A 20,805-nucleotide genomic window follows, 5' to 3' on the forward strand; every position below is an offset into this window, starting at 1 on the left:
CCCGGCCAGGGTGCTGCCCGTGCCGCCCGCGCCGCCGGCCGCGCCGAGGCCGCGGGCGGATCCGCCGCCGAGGCCGTACGGGCTGCTGCCGCCGCCGAACGGGGTGAGTCCGGCGCGGGCGCCGCCGCCCGAGCCGGTGGACCCGCCGCCGAGCGAGCCGAGGGTGCTGCCCAAGGTGCTGCCGAGGTTCCCGATCGAGCTGCCGGTGTAGCTGCCGCTGCTGCCGGGGCCGGAGCCGATGACCTGGCTGGGGGTGTAGCTGCTCCCCGGGCCGCCGGTGCCGAGGTCGCCGAGATCGCCGAGTCCGGCCAGGCCGAGCGAACCGGTGTTGGAGAGCGGCTTGAACACCGGGACGCCGGAGCTCCCGCCGGTGTCGGTGCCGAAGTCGGGCAGGTTCGGGGCGGGCAGGCTGAAGGGGGCCAGGCCGCTGCCGCCGGTCGATCCGGCGGTGCCTCCCGTCCCGGAGAAGTCCCCGCCGCCGAACGAGCCGGAGCCGCCGAACGAACCGGCCGCGCCGCTGCCGTCCAGGCCGGGCAGCGAGAAGCCGGACCCGGCTCCCCCGCCCGCACTCCCCGCGCCCGCACCGGCGCCGGCGCCGTCCAGGCCCGGCAGCGAGAAGCCGGCCCCGGCGGCCCCGCCCGCGAGGCCCGCCCCGCCGACCCCGCCCGCGCCCGCCGCACCGGCCGCGCCGGCGCCGTCCAGGCCGGGCAGCGAGAAGCCGGACGGGTCGGTGGCCCCGGCGACACCGCCGGGCAGGCCGCCGCCCGCGCCCGTGCCGAACAGCCCGCCGGGCGCGTTGGCGCCGACCCCGCCGCTCATCGTGCCGATGCCGCCCGCACCACCCGCCGCGCCCGCGCCTCCGGGGCCCGAACCCCCGCTCGCGCTGCTGCCGTTGAGGGAGCAGGTCTGGCCCATGCCGGTCATCTCGGCGATGTGGTCGGCGTTCGTCCGGAGCGTGGTGTCCATGTTGCCGCTGACCCGGTCGACGTACTGGTGGTACAGGCTGACGGCCTGCTTGACGCCCTCGGACTTGGCGATGTCGTCGTGCTTCCCCGCCGGGTGGGCCGCGATGTACTTCTTGGCGTAGTCGAGTTCGCGGATCATCTCGGTCTTGGCTTCGCCGACCGTCTGTGCGGCGCCCTGCATCGAGGTCGCCATCACGTGCCCCGACTGGAGGGTGGTGGTGACGTGCGAGCCCTCCCCGCCGGAGAATTTCTTGAGGTACTGGGCGAAGCTGTCGGCGGCGGGCCCCGACATGCTCGCCATGGCCCGGTTGGCGGCCGCGACGATCGCCACGACGTGGGTGTCGGCCACCTCGTTCCACTTGGCCCAGGCGGCGGCGAGGTCGGCGAGCAGGTCCTCGTTGCCGTCGGGGAAGACGATGTCGGCGCCTTCCTCGTTGCTCTGGAGGGTCTTGAGCACCTCGGCGAGGTCGGCGGGCAGCTCGATCATGGCAGCGGGTCTCCGGAGGGGTGCGGTCGGGTCGGCGGGGCCCGCGGCGGTGCGGACGGCTCAGCGGGAGGCACCGGGCGCACGGCCCGGCGGGAGGCGCCGGGCGCACGGCCCGGCGGGGGCGGGGGCGGGACGGGGTGCCCGCCCGACGGCGTCAGACGCCGTGCCCCGTCGGGGTCCACATGCCCGGACCGATGAAGGGCGGGGGCGGCGGGGCGTTGTAGTGGAGGTCGGGCACCTCCACGGAGTGGTGCTCGCCGCCCGGGTCGATGGTGCCGAGCCCTTCGTTGGGCGGCGGCGGGGCCGGGTGGGCCGGCATGGCCTGCACCGTCTCCATGGGCCGCGCCTGGAGGAGGGGCGTGCCCTCCGTCACCTCCGTGCCGCGCACCAGGTGGGGAAGGGTGCCTTCCATCACCTCGGTGCCGCGCACCAGGTGGGGAAGGGTGCCCTCCGCCACCTCGGTGCCGCGCACCAGGTTCTCGCGGGTGCCCTCCGTCACCTCGGTGCCGCGCACCAGGTGGGGAAGGGTGGCAGTCGTGGTCTCGGTGCCGCGCACCAGGTACTCGGGGGTGGCCTGTGCCGTCCCGGTGCCGTCGAGCAGCGGGGAGTCCGGCGAGGTGGCCGTCGTCCCGGTGAGGACGGGGCCGAGGCCGGCCAGTCGCGGGCCGGCCGGCATGGTGCCGTCGCCCATGACGCCGCCGAGCGCGGTGGCCTGCTGCTCGTCGTTGGCGCGGTGCCGGGCCGCCATCGACTGGAGGTTCTCGCCGACCGCGGTGGCGTTCTGGATCAGCGTCCGGATGCCCTGGAGCACCTGCTCCTGGTGGTCGGCGAGGCCGCCGACCGAGGAGCTGCCGCCCTGGATCGCCTTGCCGACCAGGTCGGTTCCGTAGACGGTCTCCTTGACCTGTTTGACCTTGGCTTCCAACTGGTTGGCGGGCCCGCTGAGTTCGTCCAGCAGCCCGAGGATCTTCTTCGCCGCCGCCTCGACCTCGTCGAGGTCTATCCAGACCGTCTCGTCCGCCACCTGCGCGTCCTCCGCACTCCACCGCCCCCGGCCGGCACGCACCCGTGCCGGCGGCCCGCGCCGGGCATGCCGGGTCGTCGGGCCGAGGGTGGCCCGGACGTGCCCGTGTCATGCCCGCACCGGCTCATTCCGCTGCCACCCTAACCCGCGGCTGGGAGCGCTCCCAGCCGGGCAGGCGTGCCGGGGTGACTCCGTGTCACTCCGGCACGATCCTGACATGTCGTCAAGTCACGGCGGAAACCAGAAGGAATGCATCAGGTAAATTCACGGCATGAACCCGTAAGGGGAAGTAAAGACCGGAAGTGCCCATTCCGGGTCGATCGTGAATGTTCGATGGAACCTCCCGGTCAGAGCGTGACCGCGCCGCCCGGAGTGACGATCCGCAGGCCCGCCTCGTCGAGGTCGATGGCCAGCGGAGTCCCGTCCAGCGCGGCCTCGTTGAGCAGGGAGGCGCTGGCCAGGTGCCACAGCCGCAGGGTGCCCGCGGCGTCCCCGGCCGCGAGCAGCCCCTCGCCGTCGAACTCCCGGCCCACCACGGCCCGGACGGCCGCGCCGCCGCCGGCCAGTTCAGCGGTGCGGCTGCCGTCCTGGACGTCCCAGACCAGCACGGTGCCGTCGCCCGCGCCCGCGATCACCGCGGGGCGGCCGCCGAGCACCGCGAAGGACAGCACCTCGGCGGCCTGCGGCAGCCCGGCGCAGACCGGCCCGGCCGCGCCGCTGACGGCGTGCCACAGGCGCACCACCAGGTCCTCGCCCGCGGTGGCCAGGATCGGCTGGCCGCCCGCCACGGTGGCCGCCAGCGCGGTGAACGGGCCGCACCCGGTGGCGAAGCGGCGGCTGTCGGCGCCGGTGGCGGCGTCCCGGACGGCGATCGCGCCGTCGCGTCCGGCGGAGGCCAGCAGCGGCTGCTCGCCGGGGGTGAAGGCGATCCCGGCGACCGGCCCGGCGTGCGGGACGGGCAGCGGCAGCGCGGTGCCGTCGGTGAGGCGGTGGCTGCGGACGGCGCCCGCCGCGGTGCCGCACAGCAGCAGGTCGGCGGTGAGGTCGAGGCTGTGGACGGGGCCGCCCTCGCCGGGCAGGTCGAGCAGTCGGCCGCCGGTCGCGGCGTCCCAGACCTGGACGGCGCCGTCGCCGAACCCGGCGGCGAGCACCGGGCGGCCGTGCAGGGCGCCGGCGGCCAGCGCGGCGAGCGGGCTGCCGGGGCGGCCGGCGGGCACCGCCTTGGGGGCGGGCGCGCCGGTGGCGGCGTCCCAGACGGTGATCCGGCCGGTCTCGTCGCCGGTGTAGAGCGCGTCCCCGGCGGCGGCCAGCGCGGTCAGCCACTCGCCGGCCGGCCAGCCGTTCAGCGGGCGGCCGTCGTACACGTCCCAGGTGCGGACGGTGCCGTCCAGCGCGCAGGAGGCGAGGACGGGGCGGTCGGCGAGGGTGGTGAAGGCGAGGCCGGTCACCGTGCCGGTGTGGCCGTCGAGTTCGGCGACCGGCTGGCCGGTGGCGAGGTCCCACAGCCGGATCCGGCGGTCCTGTCCGGCGGAGGCCAGCACGGCCTGGTTGTCGACGGTGAGCACGGCCAGTGCCAGCACCTCGCCGCGGTGGCCGACCAGCAGGTGCAGCAGGTCGCCGCTCCCGGCGTCCCAGACCCGGACGGTGCCGTCGGGGGAGGCGGCGGCCAGCAGGTCGACCCCGGCGCAGTGCACGGCGCGCAGCGCGCTCGCGCCGCGGCCGCCGGTGGGCAGGGTGCCCAGCACCCGGCCGTCGTCGGCCCGGACGGCCCGCAGGTCGCCGGACTGCCCGGCGGAGAACGCCACCGGGATGTCCCGGCAGACCAGCGCGGCGACCGACTGGGCGCCCTCGCCGCCGGTGGTGCCGTGCGCGACGGCGCCGGTGGCGGCGTCCCAGACCTGGACGGAGCCGTCGGTGCTGCCGACCGCGAACAGCGAGCGGCCGCCCGCCTCGCCGAGCGCGACGGCGGTCGGGGCGAGCCCGGCGTCGGCGTCGGAGCCGCCGAGCGGGGCGGCGTCGTCCAGCGCGGTGAGGCCGAACGCGCCGTCCGCCTCGACCAGGGCGTACGCGGCCCGGCCGGCCACCGTGCCGACCGCGGCGGCGCTGCGGGCGGTGCCGGCGGCGGGTTCGGTGCGGGCCAGCGCGGCGGGCAGCGCGGCGGGGCGGTCGGCCTCGCCGAGGGCCTGGGCGAGCAGCGCGTCGAGCACGGTCGCGTCGGCGGGGAGGGGCGCGGCGGTGCCGTCGGCCCACTGCCGGTCGGCCTGTCCGGGCTGCCCCTGGACGGTGAGCCGCCGCCCGGTGGCGGGGGTGTCGGCGGGTGCGGGGGCGGGGAGCCCGGCGGTCGCGGCGAGGACGCGGCGGATCAGCGCGGGGTCGATCCGGCCGGTGCGCTCGCGCTCGGCGCGGGTGGCGCGGAAGGTGCCGTCGGCGGCGATCAGCAGTTCGCCGCGGCCGCCGTCTTCCAGCCGTACGCTTCCTGACATGGTGTCACTCCTGGTGTGGTGCCGGGATGTTGGGAGCCCCGTGGGTCAGCAGAGGTCTTCCGGTACGAGGGTGGCGTGCACGGCGTCGTGCAGCCGGTGGGTGCGGGAGCTGCGGAACAGCGCGGGGCGGTAGCCGGCCCGGCGGAAGCCGATCGCGGCGCCGGTGAGCTGGCTGGGCATGTTGTCGGCGGCGGCGAACGCCTCGAGCCGGCACAGGCCGATCCGTTCGAAGCCGAAGCGGCAGACCAGGCGCAGCGCGGCCTTGGCGGTGCGCAGCCGGCGGTGTTCGGGCAGCAGCCAGACGGCGACCTCGGCGCACTCCCGCACCGGGTCGGGGTTGACGAGTTCGGCCCAGCCGACGGGTTCGCCGCTCGCGGCGTCCTCCAGCGCGAAGTAGGCGGCGCGGCCGGTCTCCCACAGCAGCGGGGGGATCTCGGCGAGCCACCGCGCGGCGGCGGCGGTGTCCAGGTGCGGGACGACGGCCTGCAGGAACTCGCGCACCAGCGGGTCGTGGCTGCCCCGGTGCACGAGGGCGGCGTCGCCGGGGTGCGGTCGGCGCAGCACCAGCCCGTCGGCCGTCATCGGTTCGTCCCGCACTTCGGTGAGCGGCCGCATCGCTCCCCCCGTCCGTTCCCCCTGCCGGCTTGCCCCGGGCGGCTCTCGCGGGCCGCCCGGCGTACCCTCCCCCGCCGTTCGACTGCCCGTCAAGTCGGGCCCCGAGGATGAACGTCCGCACACGTCAGCGGGACGTTAGCGGAACGTGAGCGGGAACGCGCAGACTCCTGGGCGGGGTTCGTCACTCCGCGTCCCGCCGCCCACCGGTCCGCTCGTTCTCGGGCCGGGTGCCCCCGCTGAGGGCGGCGGGACTCCCCGCTCCTCCGCCCCGGACGCGGTCAGCCCACGACGTTGCCGGGGACGTCCAGCCAGACGGTCTGGGCGCCGTCCGCAGCCACGGTGACGCCGAACCGGGACAGGGACGGACGGCCCTCTTTCAGCCACCACGAGCGGGCCGTGACGATCTCGTCCCAGAGCCGTCGGGGGCCGGCCTGCAGAACGGTGTCCTCGGTGTGCCACTCGTCGTAGTGGACGGAGGCCCAGGAATCCGCGCCGTCCGAGAGGTGCAGCCGGTAGGTGCCGGTCGGATCCGCGCGGTTCCAGCGGTGCTCGAAGCGGACACCGGGCACTCGGAGCCCGATGGCGAACGCGGCGTTCACGTCGTTCAGTGCCAGGGCGGGATCCATCGCGGACGCGCTGCGGACGCCGGGCGCACCGGCGAAGTCCGTCACCCGGTGCGGCCGTTGGGATCGCATCCACATGAAGCTGACATTGTCCACGAACCTGCCGTGCGCCGGGTCGCCGGGTTCGCCGACGACGAGGCGCAGCAACCCGGCGTTGGCGTACGGGGTGCCCCACGGTGTGACGATGATGCCGCCGGGCGTCGCCTGCTCGACCCAGGCGCGGGGGACGGTCCGGACGGCGGCGGTGGAGTGGACGCGGTCGTACGGCGCCTCCTGGTGCCGGCCGTCGAGACCGTCGCCGATGGCGCGGTGGGGGTGGAATCCGGCCTTCGCGAGGCTGCGCGCGGCTTCGGCGGCCACCGCCGGGTCGATTTCGACGGTGGTGACCCGCCGGTCGCCGAGCCGGGCGGACAGCAGCGCGCTGGTCCAGCCGGTGCCGGTGCCGATGTCGAGGACGGTGTGTCCGTCGGCGACGTCGAGGTGGCGGAGCATGGTGGCGACCAAGGACGGCATGGACGCCGAGGACGTCGCGATGCCCGGCCCGTCGTCGGCTCCGTCGTCGAGCTGGGTGACGACGACGTCGTCGGCGTCGGCCAGCGCCCACCAGGCTTCGGGTTCGTCGCTGCGGGTGATCCTTCGGTAGCCGCTGAGGGTGTCCTCGTCGGGCGCCCAGACGGCGTCCGGGATGAAGGCGGAGCGCGGGGCGCGCTCGAACGCGCCCCGCCACTCCTCGCCCAGAGCGCCGGCCGCGGTCAGCTCAGCCAGCAACTGTGCGTAGTCGTCCATCAGTCAGTGCTCACTTCTTCGGGGGCCACTGGCCGTCGGACTCCTTGGGGGACTGCTTCTTGTCCCCGTCCGAACCGCCCTTGCCGTCCCCGTGCTTGCCCGACATGGTCGGTGCCGTCGACCCGGCGAGGGTGGCGCCGGGGCCGGTGTCGCCGGGCGGGCGCTGGGTGGGGGTGGGGGTCGTCATACCGGTGTCTCCTTCACGACGTGCGGGCTCGGAACGCCGGTCGGCGTTCGGACTGTGCGGTGTTGCGGACCCGCCCCGGCCGGGTTCCTGACAGCTCGACGGCCGGGGCGGGAGTTCAGGGGTTGCGGGGGCTACGGGGTGCCGGTGCTGCCGAGGTGGGGCGTGCCGGCGTTCAGGAGGGGGATGCCTTGGCCGGATTCGCGGGCGGCGAGCGCCGAGCGGACACGTCCGGCCTGGTGGGGTTCCAGGGTGTGGACGAGTTGGTTCGGCCGGATCCAGACGAGACCCCGGATCTCCTCCAGGGCGTCGACGGGGATGGACATCGCCTGGGCTTCGGCCTCGGTGAGGCTGCCGCCCTCGCAGACGACATCGACGGCTTCGAGGCCGCGGGCGTCGCCGGGCACCTGGTCGACCAGCAGCGCCCAGGTGATCGTCCGGCGCAGCCCGGTCCCTTCCAGAAGCCCCCGGGCGGCGGCGACACCGATCGGTTCGCCGGGGTACGCAGCGCCGCCGGGCAGCGCCGGCCGGGCCGCGTGGTCGGTCTCGACCGTCAGGACCGAGCCGTTGCGGGGGTCGTCCGGATCGATGGTCCTCAGCGTGATGAGTACGGTGCAGCCGAGTCGGCGCCTCGGGTGTTCGTTTCGCTGAACTCGTGTTTGCAGCATGCTGGTTGGCTTTCCATCGGGCGCTTCTGGGATGTGCTTCGTGGCATCGTTCCCGGCTGCGGACGGCACGGGTGCCGTCGTGGGCACCGGGTGGGTGGTGGCGCGGGGGGGTCAGGCCCCGGCGCGCTTGGCAGCCCAGGCGATGAGGCGGCATTCGCCTCCCGGGCCGATGCGGAAGCCTCTGCCGCTGACGTGGATCTCAACGGGGCAGCCGACGGCACTCAGGGCCTCTTCGAGGGCGTCGGCAACAGCTTCCTGCTCTTCGGCGAGGGCTTCCACATCCACGCCGCACCTGCTTCCTGTCGCAATGGTCGATGACAGTTACAGCATCGGCACGGAGAGCTACAACGGCTAGGCTTGGAGGTGCAACGGACGATCTGTCAGACCCTGGAGGCCGCAGTGCCGGGACCGCGAGATCTCGACCCGTCGGAGTCGATGGCGGCGCTGTTCGGCGCCGAACTGCGGCGCATTCGCGTCGAAGCGAAGCTGAGTCAGGACAGTTTGGGTGAAGTCCTGGGCTACACAGGCTCGTTGGTGGGGCAGATTGAAACGGCCAAGCGCATGCCGTCGGCGGAATTCGCCGAACGGGTTGACGACGCGTTGGAAACGGGAGGCTTGTTCGGCCGACTGTGGCCGCACGTGACTCGGGGCCCCTATCCGTCGTACTTCAGGACGTACGCGAGCCTGGAGGTCAAGGCGTCGGAACTGCTCGAGTACGGCGGCTTCCTGATCCCGGGCCTGGGCCAGACCGAGCAGTACATGCGTGCGGTGTTCTGCGCGGCGGCGCCCCTGGCGAAGGACGAGGAGATCGACGAGAAGGTCCAGGCGCGGCTGTCTCGCCAGGAGAGCTTGATAACCGGTTCGAGTCCAACACGGCCGTTGTTGTGGTGGCTGATCGATGAGTCCGCGATTCGCAGACCCATCGGCGGGCATGCCGCGATGGCCGATCAGCTGCGTCATCTCGCGAAGCTGATCCGCTCAAGGCTAGCGGTTGTACAGGTCCTTGAGCAGCGTTGTGGCGCGCATGCCGCTCTTGAGGGTGCCTTGACGCTGATGTCGTTTGCCGACGGAAGCCCCGACCTGGCATACATCGAAGGACCACACACAGGTGTGCTGGTTGAGAGCACAGAGACCGTCAAGCGAATCCGCCTGACGTACGATCTTGCACGGGTTGACGCCCTCTCGCCGGAGGCGTCGCTGGCTCTCATCGATGATGCGGCAGAGGAGCACGCAAGTGGAGAAGACCAAGCTTGACTGGCGCAAGAGCAGCTACAGCGGAGGATCGGGCGGCAACTGCGTCGAGGTCGCCGTTCCGTCGGCCACGGTGATCGCGGTTCGCGACTCGAAGGACCCGAGCGGCCCGCAGCTCCGCTTCTCGAGCAGCGCTTGGTCGGTATTCGCGGCCGCTGCTGCGTCCGGAGAGTTCGGCGGCATCTGAACTCCTTGACACAAGACCGAAGTTGGGGCCCCTGATGCCGGACGGCACAGGGGCTTCGGCATGTCGACGGTGCGGCTGTCGGGCGGGCCACCGAACCGGCCGTGCCTGATCACCATCCTGGTGCTCCGCTGGGACGACGGCGAGGAGACCGCCGCCGAGGAGACGGAGCGGTCGGCCGGCGGGATCGCCCGCCGACTGCGCCCGACAGCCGATGGGGAACGCCGCCCGCCACTTCCTCCGCCCCCGGACGCGGTCAGCCCGCCAGCGCGGCGGCCCCGTCGGGCAGGGGTGCCGCGCGCAGGGCCCGGATCAGCTCCCGGACGGCGGCGGTGCGGGCGAGTTCGGGCGTGGTGACGTAGCCGACCTGCCGGGACGGCCGGTCCGGGCCCAGGTCGGTGACGGCGAGTCCGGCGGGCGGGCGGTCCAGGCTGAGCCGGGGCAGCACGGCCATGCCGAGGCCCTGCGCGGCGAGCGAGAGCACCACGGTGTCGTCGGTGGCGTTGATGGTGGCGGGCGGCAGCCAGTCCTGGCGCCTCCACCAGTCGGCCGTGTAGGAGCCGCAGTTCTCGTCCCAGTCGACCAGTGGCAGGCCGCGCGGGTCGGGGTGGCCCTGCTGGTGGGCGAGCACGTACTCCTCGCGGTACAGCGGTGCGGCGAGCAGGCCGGGCAGCGGGACCCCGCCGCGGGCGTCCAGGGTGGCCAGCGCCAGGTCGGCCCGGCCGTCGGCGACCTCGCCCGCGGTGCCGCGCCCGAGGTCGCGGACGATCCGCACCTCCGGCACCAGGCCGGGGCAGCGGGCGGCGAGCCCGGCCAGCGCGGCGGGCAGCACGTGGACGGCGGCGCTGCGGAACGCGACGATCCGCAGCGGCCCGCTCGGCGCGGCCTCCGCCCCGCCCGCGGCCTGCCGGGCCTCGCCGGGGAGCGCGGCCAGCAGCCGCAGGATCCGCCGGGCGTGCCCGGCGACCCGCTCCCCCGCCTCGGTGGGCCGGGCCCCGCGCCGCCCGCGCTCGAACAGCACGGCGCCGAGTTTGCGCTCGCAGCCGCGGACGGCGTGCGAGACCGCGGACTGGGTCAGTCCGAGCCGCTCGGCGGCGGCCGTGAAGCCGCCGCTGTCGGCGACCGCGACCAGGATCCGCAGTTCCTGCGGCAGGAGATCGTCCGTCACCCGGGCAGCCTACGCGGCCCCGTCCGGCCGCCGGTCCGGGGCCGCCAGGGTGCGCAGGACGCAGAACTCGTTGCCCTCGGGGTCCGCCATGACCACCCAGCTGCGGCCCGGGCCCTGGCCCACGTCCGTGGTGGTGGCGCCGAGGGTCAGCAGCCTGGCCACCTCCTCGTCGGTGCCGGCGTCGACCGGGCTGACGTCGAGGTGGAGGCGGTTCTTGCCGCCCCGGCCCTCGGGCACCCGGACGAACAGCAGGGTGGGCGGCATCTGCCGGGCCCGGACCTCCTCCGCGGTCGGCGTCCAGGAGGCGATCTCGACCTTGTCCCCGCCCCGGTCGATGACCTCGAAGTCCAGTGCCGCGCACCAGAAGGCCGCGAGCCGCTCCGGGTCGTGGCAGTCCACGACCAGTTCGGTGAACCTGCTCGTCATGACGCTCCGTCCGGTGCCGAGGGGGTGGACGGGGCGGGCCCGCGGCCGGGCGCCGCGGCCTCCAGTTCGTCGACGGTGCCGGACATGACCGTGCGCAGGTGCGCGGTGAGGTGCGGCAGGGGCCAGTCCCACCAGGCCAGGGCGAGGAGGCGGTCGACGTCGGCGTCGGCGTGGCGGCGGCGCAGCAGCCGGGCGGGGTTGCCGCCGACGACGCCGTAGTCGGGCACGTCGTCGACGACCACGGAGCCGGCGGCGACGATCGCCCCGTGGCCGATCCGGACGCCGGGCATCACGGTGGCCCCGTAGCCGATCCAGACGTCGTGGCCGACCGTGGTGTCCCCGCGTCCGGGCAGGTCGGCGATGAGGTCGAAGTGGTCGGCCCAGGAGCCCCCCATGATCGGGAAGGGGAACGTCGAGGGGCCGTCCATCCGGTGGTTGGCGCCGTTCATGAGGAACCGCACGCCTTCGCCGAGCGCGCAGAACCTGCCGATGACGAGCTTCTCGGGCCCGTAGTGGTAGAGGACGTTGCGGCGCTCGAAGGCGGTCGGGTCCACCGGGTCGTCGTAGTAGGTGAACTCCCCCACCTCGATCAGCGGTGAGGTCACCAGGGGCCGGAGCAGCACGACCCGGGGCTGGTCGGGCATCGGGTGCAGCACGGTCGGGTCGGCGGGTACGGGTGGCATCGGTGGCGGCTTCCTCTCCGGCGGGTGTCAGGCGTGCTCGGGGCGTCGGGCCCGGTCGGGGGCGCCGAACCAGTGGGCCAGGGCGGCGCGCAGGGCGGGTGCGGCGCGGTCGGCGGGTTCCCCGACGGCCGCGGCCCAGGCGACGTGCCCGTCCGGACGGACCAGGACGGCATCGGCGGTGCGTCCCGCGGCGGTGGCGGCGGTGGTGCGGACGTCGACGCGGGAGCACCAGTGCGCTGCCGCGCGGCGGAGGTCGGCCCGGTCGGCGAGGTCCAGGAGGACGGGCCGTGCGGCGGCCAGCAGCCCGTCCGGGCCCGCCGCCGCTTCGCCGTACCCGGCGGGGCCGGGCAGGAAGGCTCCGGCCATCGGGTGGTGCCCGGACGGTTCCGGCACCGGGTGGCGGACGTCGGCCCCGGCGACCAGCGCCGCGGTGCGGCGCAGCGGCTGTTCGTCGGTGAGCAGTTCCTGGAGGAGTTCGCGGAGCGCTTCGGCGGCGGGATCGGTGCCGCGGCGCAGCGCCACCTGGGCCCGGGCGTGCAGCATGGTGCGCGCGTTGGCGGAGCGCCGTTCGTCCTGGTAGCTGTCCAGCAGGCCGCCGGGGGCCCGGCCGTGGAGGTCCGCGGCCAGTTTCCAGGCCAGGTTGGCGGCGTCGAGCATCCCGGCGTTGATCGCGGTGCCGGTGGCCGGGAAGAGGTGGGCGGCATCGCCGGCCAGCAGGATCCGTCCCTTCCGGTACTGCTCGGCGTGCCGGGCCTTGAAGGTGAACCGCGACAGCCGGACGGTCTCGCGCACGGGGATCCCCGCGCCGAGGACGCGGCGCAGGCTGTCCTGGAGTTCGGCCGCGGTCATCGGGGTGTCGTCGTCGTACTCGGCGTCCTCCTCCTCGGCGGTGTAGAGGGAGACCACGGGCGAGCCGGGCGGGGCGCCGACCCCGAGGAGGCCGCGCTCCGTCCGGGTGAAGCCGCTGCGGACGGTGCCGAGGCCGGGAACGTCGAGGTCGCCGTTGCCGTGCAGGGTGACGGTGTCGGCGAGGGTGACCTGGGCCAGCCGGTTGACCTCCGGGTAGGCGGTGCCGGGGAAGGCGATGCCGGCCGCGTCCCGGACGGGGCTGCGGGCGCCGTCGCAGCCCACCAGGTAGGCGGCGTCCACCCGGTAGGGCCCGTCCGGGCCGAGCACCTCGGCGCCCGCCCGCCTCCCGTCCTGGTGGATCCCGGTCACCCGGTGCCCGCGGCGGATCTCGACCCCGAGTTCGGCGGCGCGTTCCTCCAGCAGTTCCTCCAGGCGCTGCTGCGGGAGGGGCAGGGCGCGCAGCGGCGGGTCGGCGAGTTCCGTCAGGTCGAGGTGGATGCCGCCGAACGGGAACTTCGGGGCCGGGGCTGGGCCGGGGCAGGCGGCCTCGAACCGTTCCAGCAGGCCGCGGTGGCGCAGCAGTTCGAGGACCTGTCCGCCGATGCCGCCGGCCTTCGGGGTGTCGCGGCGGGCGGCCTGCCGTTCCAGGAGCAGCGGACGGACTCCGGCCAGGCGGAGTTCGCAGGCCAGCATCAGTCCGGTCGGCCCCGCGCCGACGACGATCACCTCGGTGTCCACGTACTCCCCCTGTCGCCACCGCACGCACCGGAACGGCACGTGTCGTGCCGAAAGCAAAGTGCACCGGCCGGGGGTTCGTCAAGTACGGCACGTGCCGTGCCGATAGGATGCGGGGCATGACTGCTTCCCCTCGCGGTGCCGCCCGGACCGAGGCCATCATGCGGACCACCCTGGAGCTGGGCCGGGAGATCGGCTACGCCAAGCTCAGCATCGAGGCGATCGCGGCCCGGGCCGGCGCGGGCAAGCACACCGTCTACCGCAGGTGGCCCTCCAAGGGCGCCCTGCTCCTGGACTCCCTGCTCCACCTGCACGGGGCCAGCCTGGACTACCCCGACACCGGCGACGTCCTCGCCGACCTGCGCGCCCAGATCCACGCGGCCGTCGACCTCCTGGGCAATCCCCCCTTCGGCCCGCTGTACCGGGCCCTGGTCGGCGAGGCCCAGCACGACCCCGGCCTCGCCGCCGCCCTCAACGAGCGCTTCATCGCCCCGCAGACCGAGATGACCCTGGCCCGTCTGCGAACGGCCCGGGACCAGGGCCAACTGTCCCCCGCCTTCGACCCGGACCTGGCCATGGCGATCCTCTCCGGCCCGCTCTACTTCCGCTTCCTGATCACCCGGGAACCGCTGACCCACGAGTACGTCGACCGCGTCCTGCACGCCCTCTTCGAGGGCATGGGCCCCTGAGCCGGACGGCGGCCCGTGCGGTCCGTGGTCAGCGGTCAGCGGTCAGCGCGGGCCCGGGGCCCGGACGGCGTCGATGATCCGGGTCCAGTTGTCGCCGCCGTGCCCGTGCTCGACGGCGTACCGGTAGTGGGCCCGCACGGCGAGCGGGAGGGCGGGGTCGAGGCCGAGGACGGTGCTGGTCTCGACGATGTGGTCGGCGGTCGCGCCCATCATGGTGACGGTGCTGAGCCGGCCGGGGTGCTCCCCGGCGTCGATCCCGCTGCCGGGGTGCGGTTCGCCGGCCCGCAGGATCGCGCCGATCCGGTCGGCGGAGGCGAGCAGTTCGGGGAGCGCCTCGGCGGCCCTCACGCCGGCGGTGCCGAGCATCGCGGTGGCGTGCATCAGAGCGGACAGGGTGCTGAGGAAGACCGCCAGTTGGGCCTGGTACATCAGCTGGGCGAGGCCCGGGTCCTCGCCCAGGTACTTCGGTTCGCCGAGCAGCGCGAGGACGGCCCGGTGCCGTTCCATCACCTCCGGGTCGCCGCTGTAGTAGACGTGGGCGCCCGGGGCGCCGACCATCGGCGCGGGCACCATGACGCCGCCGGTGAGGAAGTCCGCGCCGTGCCGGGCGGCCCAGGCGGCGGCCTCGCGCGAGCGGTCGGGGGTGTCGGAGCCGAGGTTGGCCAGGGTGCGGCCGGCCAGCGAGCCGGTGGCGCCGTCCAGGACGTCGTACATGGCCCGGTGGTCGGTGAGGCTGAGCAGCACGAGCCGGCTCGCGCGGAGCGCCTCGGCGGGTGTGGCGGCGAGCGCGGCCCCGGCGGCGAGGACGCCCCCGACCCGGTCGGGGGTACGGTTCCAGACGGTGACGCGGTGTCCGGCGGCGAGCAGGACGCGGGTCATCGCCTGCCCCATCGGGCCGAGCCCGATGACGGTGACGGTTTCGACGGGGGTGCTGGTCGGGTGCTGTGGTTCGTTCACCCCGCCATCCTCGGCGGGTGCCGCACGCGCCGGAAGTACGCACTTTTTTCTGGGGTACTTACCTTTCTGTCAGGGGAGTTGACGATGGCCAGGGCACCGCGGAGCGGTCCGTACGTCTGCGGCATCGACGCCGCGCTCGACGTGGTGAGCGGCAAGTGGAAGGGGCTGATCCTCTGGGAGTTGCACGCCCACCGGGTCCGCCGTTTCGCCGAACTGCGGCGCGGCCTGCCGGGGGTGAGCGAGAAGATGCTGACCCAGCACCTGCGGGAGCTGGAGGAGGACGGGCTGGTCCACCGGGAGGTGCACGCCGAGGTGCCGCCGCGGGTCGAGTACTCGCTGACCGAGGACGGCCGCAGCCTGAACCGGGCGCTGGCCCCGCTGGGCGACTGGGGGACGGAGCGGGTGCGCCGCGAGGGCCTCGCCACGGCGACCCTCCCGGAGGACGTGGCCTGACCGGCTGCCGCACCGGTTCCATGAACGCCGCTCATGGAACGGGCCCAGCCATCGATGCCGGCCACTGCCGGGCCGCTCCCCCGCCCCGTAGCGTCATGTCACGTCAACCCCCCTTACCGCTACGGAGCGTTCCGTCATGTCCGTGCCCTTCCGCGCCGTCCACCAGATCGCCCGCCCGACCGGCCGGCCGACCGCCGACCTGTTCGCCTTCGTCGACGGCGAGCTGCCCGCGCCCGCCGCGGGCACCGCGCTGATCGAGAACGCCTTCCTGTCCGTCGACCCGTACATGGTGGGCCTGTTGGACGAGGAGGAGGGCGGCTACCCGCTGAACGCCCCGCTGGAGGGGCGGGCGGTGGGCCGGGTGGTGGAGTCCCGGTCGACCGCGCTGCCGGTGGGGACGGCGGTGATCCACCGGGAGGGCTGGCGCACCCACGCGCTGGTGACGCCGGAGCAGGTGCGCGTCCTGCCCGAGCTGCCGGGGGTGCCGCTGAGCGCGCACCTGGGCATCCTGGGCGGCACCGGCCTGTCGGCGTACGTGGGGCTGACCCGGGTCGCGGGGCTCAAGCCCGGGGAGGACCTGTTCGTGTCGGCGGCGGCCGGCGGGGTCGGCACCGCGGCGGGCCAGCTGGCCCGGCTACTGGGCGCCCGGCGGGTGGTGGGCTCGGCCGGCAGCGCGGCCAAGACGGCTTTCCTGACCGGGGAGTTGGGCTTCGACGCGGCCTTCGACTACCACGACGGGCCGGTGGCCGAACTGCTGGCCGCCGCCGCGCCGGACGGCATCGACGTATACCTGGACAACGTCGGCGGCGAGCACCTGGAGGCGGCGATCGGCGCGATGCGGGACTTCGGCCGGATCGCCTGGTGCGGCGCGATCTCCCAGTACGGCGTGGCGACCCCGCCGCCCGCCGCGCCGCACAACCTGTTCGAGCTGGTGACCCGCAGCATCCGGCTGGAGGGCTTCCTGGTGCGCCACCACATGGACGCCCAGCAGGAGTTGTACGCCCTGCTGGCCCCGCACCTGCGCTCCGGGCGGGTGCTGTCGCCGCAGACCGTGCTGGACGGCTTCGACCGCACCGTGGAGGCGTTCCTCGGCGTGCTGGCGGGCGCGAACACCGGCAAGATGCTGGTGGAGATCTGACGGTGCGTCAGTTCGCGGGCCCGGCCAGTCGCAGCTGCTCGTCCTCGACGATCCGCACCGCGAGTGCCCGGTCGGAGATGTCGACGGCCTCCGGGGCGGCCTCGGCGAGGTCGCTGCGGCGGGCGTACCGGTCGAACAACTCGGCCTTGCCGCGCAGCAGTTCGACCAGCCGACGGTCGAGGCTGTCGGTGGCCAGCAGCCGGTGCACCCGGACCCGGCGGATCTGGCCCATCCGCTGGGCGCGGGCCACCGCCTGGTCCTCCAGGGTGGGCTTGACCTGCGGCTCGCACAGGATCACCACGCTGGCGGCCTGGAGGTTGAGGCCGATCCCGCCGGACTGGATCTGGCAGAGCAGCACGGCGTGGCCCTCGGCGGCGGTGAACCCGTCGACCAGTTCCTGCCGTTGCTCGGCCGGCAGCGACCCGGCGACGGTGCCGGCGACGGGCGTGCCGAGGGCGCCGAGCGCGCCGTGCACGGCGGCCAGCACCTCCCGGAAGTAGGAGAAGACCACCACCTTGTGCCCCGACTCGGCTGCCTCGGCGACGAGTTCGCGCAGCCGCCGCAGCTTCGCGGAGTGCGCGGGGTCGGCGTACGCGGCGCGGCGCATCGCCATGAAGTTGCCCTCGGCGACGGCGGCGGCGTACGCGGCGCGGTCCGGCCCGGAGAGCTCGTCCCACTCGTCCACCCGTACCACGTCCGGGAGTTCGGTGAGCACGTCCTGCTGGTTGCGGCGCAGGTAGGCGGGGGCGACGGCGCGCCGGAAGGCGAGCGGGCCGAGGGCGCCGAGCCCGGCCGGGAGGTCGGTGAGCAGCTCGGGCTGGAGGTGGCCGATCAGGGTGCGGAACTCCTCGACCCGGTTCTCCATCGGGGTGCCGGTGAGGAACAGCACGTGCTCGGTGCGGGCGGCCCACTCGGCGACCAGCCGGGTGCGGCGGGCGGCCGGGTTCTTCACGAAGTGCGCCTCGTCGACGACCAGCGCGGCCACCGGGTCGGCGGCCAGCGTGCGCAGCGACTCGTAGGTGGCGACCAGCACGCCGCCGCCGGCCAGCCAGCGCTCCCGGGCGGCCTCCCGGGCGGGGCCGTGGTAGCGGTGCGGGGCGAGGGCGGTGCGTTCGGCGGTCTCGCGCTGCCAGTTGACCAGCACCGAGGCCGGGCACACCACCAGGAAGCGGCGCGGCCCTCCGGCCCCCTCCGCCGCCCCCTCCGCCGCCGCCTCCTCCGCCGCGGCCGCCAGGTGGGCGAGCACGGCGAGCGCCTGGACGGTCTTGCCGAGGCCCATCTCGTCGCCGATCACCACCTTCTTCCGGGCCAGCGCGAACCGGGCGCCGAACGCCTGGTAGCCGCGCAGCGAGACGGTGCAGCCGCGGTCGTCGAGGGGCTGGGCGCGGACCTGTTCGGCGAGCCCGTCGGGCAGGTGGCCCTCGGCGGCGGCCCGGCCGTCGGTGGCGGTCCGGCCGGCCAGCAGGCCGTCCTCGGCGAGCAGCGCCAGCTCGGCATAGAACTCGGCGGCCCGGTGCTCGAACTCGACCCACGCCTCGACCTCCCCGGCCGGCGGGCGCAGCAGGTCGGCGGACGCCTGGGCGAAGCGCAGCCCGGCCTCCTCGGCCTCCGCCCGCTCCCCCTCGGCGGCCAGCAACTCGACGGCCTGCCAGGCGCGTTCGCGCTTCTCGGCGCCGGCCAGCAGACCGCGCAGCCGGCCCCGGGCGTACTTGGCCTCGGCCAGCGGGGCCGCGTAGCGGGCGTCCAGCGCGGCGGCCTCGGCGGCGGCCCGGCGGGCGGCCGGACCGGCCAGCACCAGCCGGTGCAGGGCGGCGACCAGCGCGGTGGCCTCGGCGTCGGGGTGCGCCGGGTCGAGGCGGACGGCGGTGCCCTCCTCGACGGCGGCAGCGATCTGCCCGGCGGCGCCGAGCAGGTGCGCGGCGGTGGGGCCGGCGATGCCGGGGATCCGCAGCAGGTCCTGCCGGGTGGCGTCGTGCACGGCGGCGACGGTGGTGTACCCGACGGCGCGCAGCGTGCCGAGCTGCAGGCGGCCCCCGGTGACGTCCTTGAGCCGCTCGACCGGGATCGCCTCCAGCTCGGCCCGCACCAGCCGCCCGAAGATCCGCCGGTGCGCGTCGGCGACCTCCGCGACGGCCGCCGCGCGGTCGGCCACCAGCGCCCGCGCCGCGGCCCGCTGCCGCTCCGCCACCGCGACCACGTCCCTGGCCCGGCGCCCACCGCGTCCCGCCACCTGCGCCTCCTCGCACCCGCCCGTCCGGCCCACCCATCCTGGCACCCGCTCCCGACGGACCGCCCCAGGGCCACCGCCGCACCACGAACGGGCCCCGGCGCCCCCGGCCGCTCGCGCTTGCGACGCCGGACTCCCCGTCCAGCCCGCCTGCGTCCAGGGCCACGGCGCCGGCACCGGCTTGGCCCGCGGCCGGGCCCTCGCCCTCAGCTGAGCTCGAGGTCGAGTCCGGACCGGGTCCGGGCCGGCACACTGGACCCCGGCCGGGCCTACCCGCCCGAGCCGCCGCTCAGGGCCTCCCGCACGCCTCCGCGGCGAACCGGTCGAGCGGGGCGACGACCGCGATGGTGCTGCCGTCGGGCCCGGTCCGGTCGTAGAGGACGTTCCCCGGGGTGAGCCGGCCCGGGTCCACCGCCGTGAAGGAGACGTGGGCGGTGTACCAGTTGTTGTCCTCGCTGTAGGCGTAGAGCTGGTAGGTGGTGGCGGGGTCGAGTTCGCCGACGTAGGTGGTGGCGTCCCAGCCCTCGGCGGGACCGTCCAGGCGCCAGGTGACGGTGCCGAAGTCGAGGGGGTCGCGGGGCGTCCAGGTGCCGAGTCGACCGTCGCGCCCGGCGGCGGTGGTCGTGTCGATGTTCACGCCGACCATCTCCCGCCCGCAGAGCGCCAGTACGCCCAGCAGGTGCCCGTCCTCGGTCACCGACAGGCCCGCCGCGCCGTCATGCCCGGCAGTGCACGCCGAGGTCGCGGTGAGTGCGAGCCCCGTCCCTACGACTCCGGCCCAGCGCCGGAACGCCGACCACCCATTCGCTGCCCCCACGGCCGCCCCTCGTCGTCCCGTCGCCCGGCGCGCACCGGACGGACCCCACGGTAGGGACCGCGCGTGACGGCGGGGGCGCAGGACGGCACCGGAAGGATCTCGGCGGTCGGCGCGGTCGGCGCGGTCAGCGCAGTTCGAGGACGTCCGCGAGGCCGGCCGCGGCAAAGGCGGCGAGCAGGGGTTCGCGGCCCTCGGTGAAGTGCGCCCAGCTGTCGTAGTGGACGGGGACGACCCGGCGGGCGCCGAGGATGCGGGTGGCTTCGGCGGCGCGGGCGCTGTCGAGGGTGAGCAGGGCGTTGTCGAAGAGGCCGGTGCGGGCGCCGCCGGCGAACAGGACGGCGGTGTCGACGGGGCCGACGCGGTCGGCGATCCGCTGGACGACATCCAGCGAGGCGTTGTCGCCGCTGACGTAGACGACGGGCAGGCCCTCGCCGGTCAGGACGAAGCCGATCACCTCGCCGGTGAGCGGCTCGCAGCCGTCGGGCCCGTGCTGGGCGGGCACGGCGGTGACCGTGACGGCGCCCAACTCGACGCTCTCCCAGGGGGCGAGGCCGCGCGCGGTGCCGCCGAGGCGTTCGGCGCCGCCCCGGGTGGTGAGGGTGAGCGGGACGTCGGCGAGCAGCTTGCGGCCGCTGTGGTCGAGGTTGTCGGCGTGCTCGTCGTGCGAGAGCAGGACGGCGTCGAGCGGGCCGAGGTCGGCGGGGTCGACGGTGCCGGGGAGGGTCTTGGTGAGGAAGCGGTCTCCGCGCGGGTACTTGCCGGGGGCGTCGAAGGTGGGGTCGGTGAGCAGGCGCAGGCCGCCGTACTCGATCAGGGCGGTGGGGCCTCCGAAGACCTGGACGGCGGGGACGGCAGTCATGGCACACCTCACGAATCAATGCTCCCCTCACGGGGAACTCCAACTTTCTCCGTGAGAAGAATCTAGCGGCTTCTCACGGAGAACGGCAAGCTTTCCCGTGAAGTTGCCCGACGGCCCGTCAGCCCGCACCTTCGTCGACCAGTCGACATGTCAACCGGCGAGGCACCTCTCCTCACGGGCAACGCATGCGTTTACCATGAGGAGCATGAGCCAGCGCACCGCCTCCCCCACCGCCGCCCTGCCGCCGCCCGCGCCGGGGGCCGAGCAGTACCCGGCGCTGGACTTCGCCAATTCGCTGCTGACCCGGCCGGGCGGCCCGGTGGACCTGCTCGCGGGGCCGGCGGAGGCTTCGGCCTGGCTGGTGGAGCGCGGGCTCGCGCCGGAGGCCGGGCGGGTGATGGAGCCGTGCACGGTGCGGCTGCGGGCGTTCCGGGGGGCGCTGCGGGAGCTGCTGGACGCCCGGGTGACGGAGCGCCCCGCACCGCCGGAGGCGCTGGCGGCGGTGAACGAGGCGCTGACGGCGGCCCCGGCGGT

General features: G+C 75.1%; 21 protein-coding genes and 1 pseudogene. 6 read left to right on the forward strand and 16 right to left on the reverse strand.

Annotated elements, in window-relative coordinates:
• From ACFUEL_RS14230 to ACFUEL_RS14265, 8 genes and pseudogenes are all read right to left on the reverse strand, one after another.
• Positions 1 to 1,452: pseudogene (locus ACFUEL_RS14230) on the reverse strand (hypothetical protein); the annotation flags it as partial.
• A 154-nt stretch (positions 1,453 to 1,606) separates the two neighbouring features.
• On the reverse strand, positions 1,607 to 2,476 hold the full coding sequence (locus ACFUEL_RS14235) for a WXG100 family type VII secretion target (RefSeq protein WP_380236479.1): 870 nt from the start codon (positions 2,474 to 2,476) through the stop codon (positions 1,607 to 1,609).
• 347 nt (positions 2,477 to 2,823) lie between these two features.
• On the reverse strand, positions 2,824 to 4,959 hold the full coding sequence (locus ACFUEL_RS14240; RefSeq protein ID WP_380236480.1) for a hypothetical protein: 2,136 nt from the start codon (positions 4,957 to 4,959) through the stop codon (positions 2,824 to 2,826).
• 45 nt (positions 4,960 to 5,004) lie between these two features.
• The gene (locus ACFUEL_RS14245) at positions 5,005 to 5,574 is read right to left on the reverse strand and encodes a GNAT family N-acetyltransferase (protein WP_380236481.1); all 570 of its coding nucleotides are present in this window, start codon (positions 5,572 to 5,574) and stop codon (positions 5,005 to 5,007) included.
• A gap of 278 nt (positions 5,575 to 5,852) precedes the next feature.
• The gene (locus tag ACFUEL_RS14250; protein ID WP_380236482.1) at positions 5,853 to 6,983 is read right to left on the reverse strand and encodes a methyltransferase domain-containing protein; all 1,131 of its coding nucleotides are present in this window, start codon (positions 6,981 to 6,983) and stop codon (positions 5,853 to 5,855) included.
• Positions 6,984 to 6,993: 10 nt separating this feature from the next.
• The gene (locus ACFUEL_RS14255; RefSeq protein ID WP_380236483.1) at positions 6,994 to 7,170 is read right to left on the reverse strand and encodes a hypothetical protein; all 177 of its coding nucleotides are present in this window, start codon (positions 7,168 to 7,170) and stop codon (positions 6,994 to 6,996) included.
• Between the two features lie 131 nt (positions 7,171 to 7,301).
• A complete protein-coding gene (locus tag ACFUEL_RS14260) occupies positions 7,302 to 7,904 on the reverse strand; it encodes an NUDIX domain-containing protein (RefSeq protein ID WP_380236484.1) in 603 nt (200 codons plus the stop codon).
• 42 nt (positions 7,905 to 7,946) lie between these two features.
• Positions 7,947 to 8,120 carry a hypothetical protein gene (locus ACFUEL_RS14265; protein WP_380236485.1) on the reverse strand — a complete coding sequence of 58 codons (174 nt, stop codon included), beginning with the start codon at positions 8,118 to 8,120 and terminating at the stop codon, positions 7,947 to 7,949.
• Positions 8,121 to 8,198: 78 nt separating this feature from the next.
• On the opposite strand from ACFUEL_RS14265, the gene ACFUEL_RS14270 reads away from it, so the two are divergent.
• On the forward strand, positions 8,199 to 9,089 hold the full coding sequence (locus ACFUEL_RS14270; RefSeq protein ID WP_380236501.1) for a Scr1 family TA system antitoxin-like transcriptional regulator: 891 nt from the start codon (positions 8,199 to 8,201) through the stop codon (positions 9,087 to 9,089).
• Positions 9,070 to 9,273 carry a DUF397 domain-containing protein gene (locus ACFUEL_RS14275; protein WP_380236486.1) on the forward strand — a complete coding sequence of 68 codons (204 nt, stop codon included), beginning with the start codon at positions 9,070 to 9,072 and terminating at the stop codon, positions 9,271 to 9,273. Before ACFUEL_RS14270 ends, ACFUEL_RS14275 begins: the two co-directional genes overlap by 20 nt.
• A gap of 253 nt (positions 9,274 to 9,526) precedes the next feature.
• Here the strand turns inward: ACFUEL_RS14275 and ACFUEL_RS14280 are convergent, their stop codons facing one another.
• Genes ACFUEL_RS14280 through ACFUEL_RS14295 form a run of 4 tightly spaced genes read right to left on the reverse strand, consistent with a single transcriptional unit; the run spans position 9,527 to position 13,134 of the window.
• Positions 9,527 to 10,438, reverse strand: a complete 912-nt coding sequence (locus ACFUEL_RS14280) for a LysR family transcriptional regulator (protein WP_380236487.1) — start codon at positions 10,436 to 10,438, stop codon at positions 9,527 to 9,529.
• Between the two features lie 9 nt (positions 10,439 to 10,447).
• A complete protein-coding gene (locus ACFUEL_RS14285) occupies positions 10,448 to 10,864 on the reverse strand; it encodes a VOC family protein (protein ID WP_380236488.1) in 417 nt (138 codons plus the stop codon).
• Entirely contained in the window at positions 10,861 to 11,547 is a 687-nt protein-coding gene (locus ACFUEL_RS14290; RefSeq protein ID WP_380236489.1) for a CatB-related O-acetyltransferase, read from the reverse strand. The genes ACFUEL_RS14285 and ACFUEL_RS14290 overlap by 4 nt, the downstream gene beginning before the upstream one ends.
• A gap of 27 nt (positions 11,548 to 11,574) precedes the next feature.
• Positions 11,575 to 13,134, reverse strand: coding sequence for an FAD-dependent monooxygenase (locus ACFUEL_RS14295; RefSeq protein ID WP_380236490.1), 1,560 nt, complete (start codon positions 13,132 to 13,134; stop codon positions 11,575 to 11,577).
• Between the two features lie 116 nt (positions 13,135 to 13,250).
• On the opposite strand from ACFUEL_RS14295, the gene ACFUEL_RS14300 reads away from it, so the two are divergent.
• Positions 13,251 to 13,820: a TetR/AcrR family transcriptional regulator gene (locus ACFUEL_RS14300; protein WP_380236492.1), complete on the forward strand. Its 570-nt coding sequence runs from the start codon at positions 13,251 to 13,253 to the stop codon at positions 13,818 to 13,820.
• 42 nt (positions 13,821 to 13,862) lie between these two features.
• Here the strand turns inward: ACFUEL_RS14300 and ACFUEL_RS14305 are convergent, their stop codons facing one another.
• A complete protein-coding gene (locus tag ACFUEL_RS14305) occupies positions 13,863 to 14,777 on the reverse strand; it encodes an NAD(P)-dependent oxidoreductase (protein WP_380236493.1) in 915 nt (304 codons plus the stop codon).
• 84 nt (positions 14,778 to 14,861) lie between these two features.
• Between ACFUEL_RS14305 and ACFUEL_RS14310 the strand changes: the two genes are divergently transcribed.
• Positions 14,862 to 15,230 (forward strand): winged helix-turn-helix transcriptional regulator, encoded by a 369-nt coding sequence (locus ACFUEL_RS14310; protein WP_380236494.1) that lies wholly within the window; start codon positions 14,862 to 14,864, stop codon positions 15,228 to 15,230.
• A 136-nt stretch (positions 15,231 to 15,366) separates the two neighbouring features.
• A complete protein-coding gene (locus ACFUEL_RS14315) occupies positions 15,367 to 16,368 on the forward strand; it encodes an NADP-dependent oxidoreductase (protein WP_380236495.1) in 1,002 nt (333 codons plus the stop codon).
• A gap of 7 nt (positions 16,369 to 16,375) precedes the next feature.
• On the opposite strand, the gene ACFUEL_RS14320 is transcribed toward ACFUEL_RS14315, so the two are convergent.
• The 3 genes from ACFUEL_RS14320 to ACFUEL_RS14330 form a co-directional block, all read right to left on the reverse strand.
• The gene (locus ACFUEL_RS14320; protein WP_380236496.1) at positions 16,376 to 18,598 is read right to left on the reverse strand and encodes a DEAD/DEAH box helicase; all 2,223 of its coding nucleotides are present in this window, start codon (positions 18,596 to 18,598) and stop codon (positions 16,376 to 16,378) included.
• A 286-nt stretch (positions 18,599 to 18,884) separates the two neighbouring features.
• Entirely contained in the window at positions 18,885 to 19,292 is a 408-nt protein-coding gene (locus ACFUEL_RS14325; RefSeq protein ID WP_380236497.1) for a hypothetical protein, read from the reverse strand.
• 244 nt (positions 19,293 to 19,536) lie between these two features.
• A complete protein-coding gene (locus ACFUEL_RS14330) occupies positions 19,537 to 20,271 on the reverse strand; it encodes an MBL fold metallo-hydrolase (RefSeq protein WP_380236498.1) in 735 nt (244 codons plus the stop codon).
• Between the two features lie 205 nt (positions 20,272 to 20,476).
• Between ACFUEL_RS14330 and ACFUEL_RS14335 the strand changes: the two genes are divergently transcribed.
• A partial coding sequence (locus ACFUEL_RS14335; protein ID WP_380236499.1) for an ABATE domain-containing protein occupies positions 20,477 to 20,805 on the forward strand: 329 nt, incomplete at its 3' end.

This window comes from Kitasatospora sp. NPDC057198 (genome assembly GCF_042670125.1).
Taxonomy (GTDB): domain Bacteria; phylum Actinomycetota; class Actinomycetes; order Streptomycetales; family Streptomycetaceae; genus Kitasatospora.

Excerpts from the sequence above, each read along its gene's own strand:
- ACFUEL_RS14250 (WP_380236482.1), bottom strand. The coding sequence starts at position 6,983 with ATGGACGACTACGCACAGTTGCTGGCTGAGCTGACCGCGGCCGGCGCT.
- ACFUEL_RS14245 (WP_380236481.1), bottom strand. The coding sequence starts at position 5,574 with ATGCGGCCGCTCACCGAAGTGCGGGACGAACCGATGACGGCCGACGGG.
- ACFUEL_RS14285 (WP_380236488.1), bottom strand. The coding sequence starts at position 10,864 with ATGACGAGCAGGTTCACCGAACTGGTCGTGGACTGCCACGACCCGGAG.
- ACFUEL_RS14255 (WP_380236483.1), bottom strand. The coding sequence starts at position 7,170 with ATGACGACCCCCACCCCCACCCAGCGCCCGCCCGGCGACACCGGCCCC.
- ACFUEL_RS14315 (WP_380236495.1), top strand. The coding sequence starts at position 15,367 with ATGTCCGTGCCCTTCCGCGCCGTCCACCAGATCGCCCGCCCGACCGGC.
- ACFUEL_RS14240 (WP_380236480.1), bottom strand. The coding sequence starts at position 4,959 with ATGTCAGGAAGCGTACGGCTGGAAGACGGCGGCCGCGGCGAACTGCTG.
- ACFUEL_RS14310 (WP_380236494.1), top strand. The coding sequence starts at position 14,862 with ATGGCCAGGGCACCGCGGAGCGGTCCGTACGTCTGCGGCATCGACGCC.
- ACFUEL_RS14330 (WP_380236498.1), bottom strand. The coding sequence starts at position 20,271 with ATGACTGCCGTCCCCGCCGTCCAGGTCTTCGGAGGCCCCACCGCCCTG.
- ACFUEL_RS14300 (WP_380236492.1), top strand. The coding sequence starts at position 13,251 with ATGACTGCTTCCCCTCGCGGTGCCGCCCGGACCGAGGCCATCATGCGG.
- ACFUEL_RS14290 (WP_380236489.1), bottom strand. The coding sequence starts at position 11,547 with ATGCCACCCGTACCCGCCGACCCGACCGTGCTGCACCCGATGCCCGAC.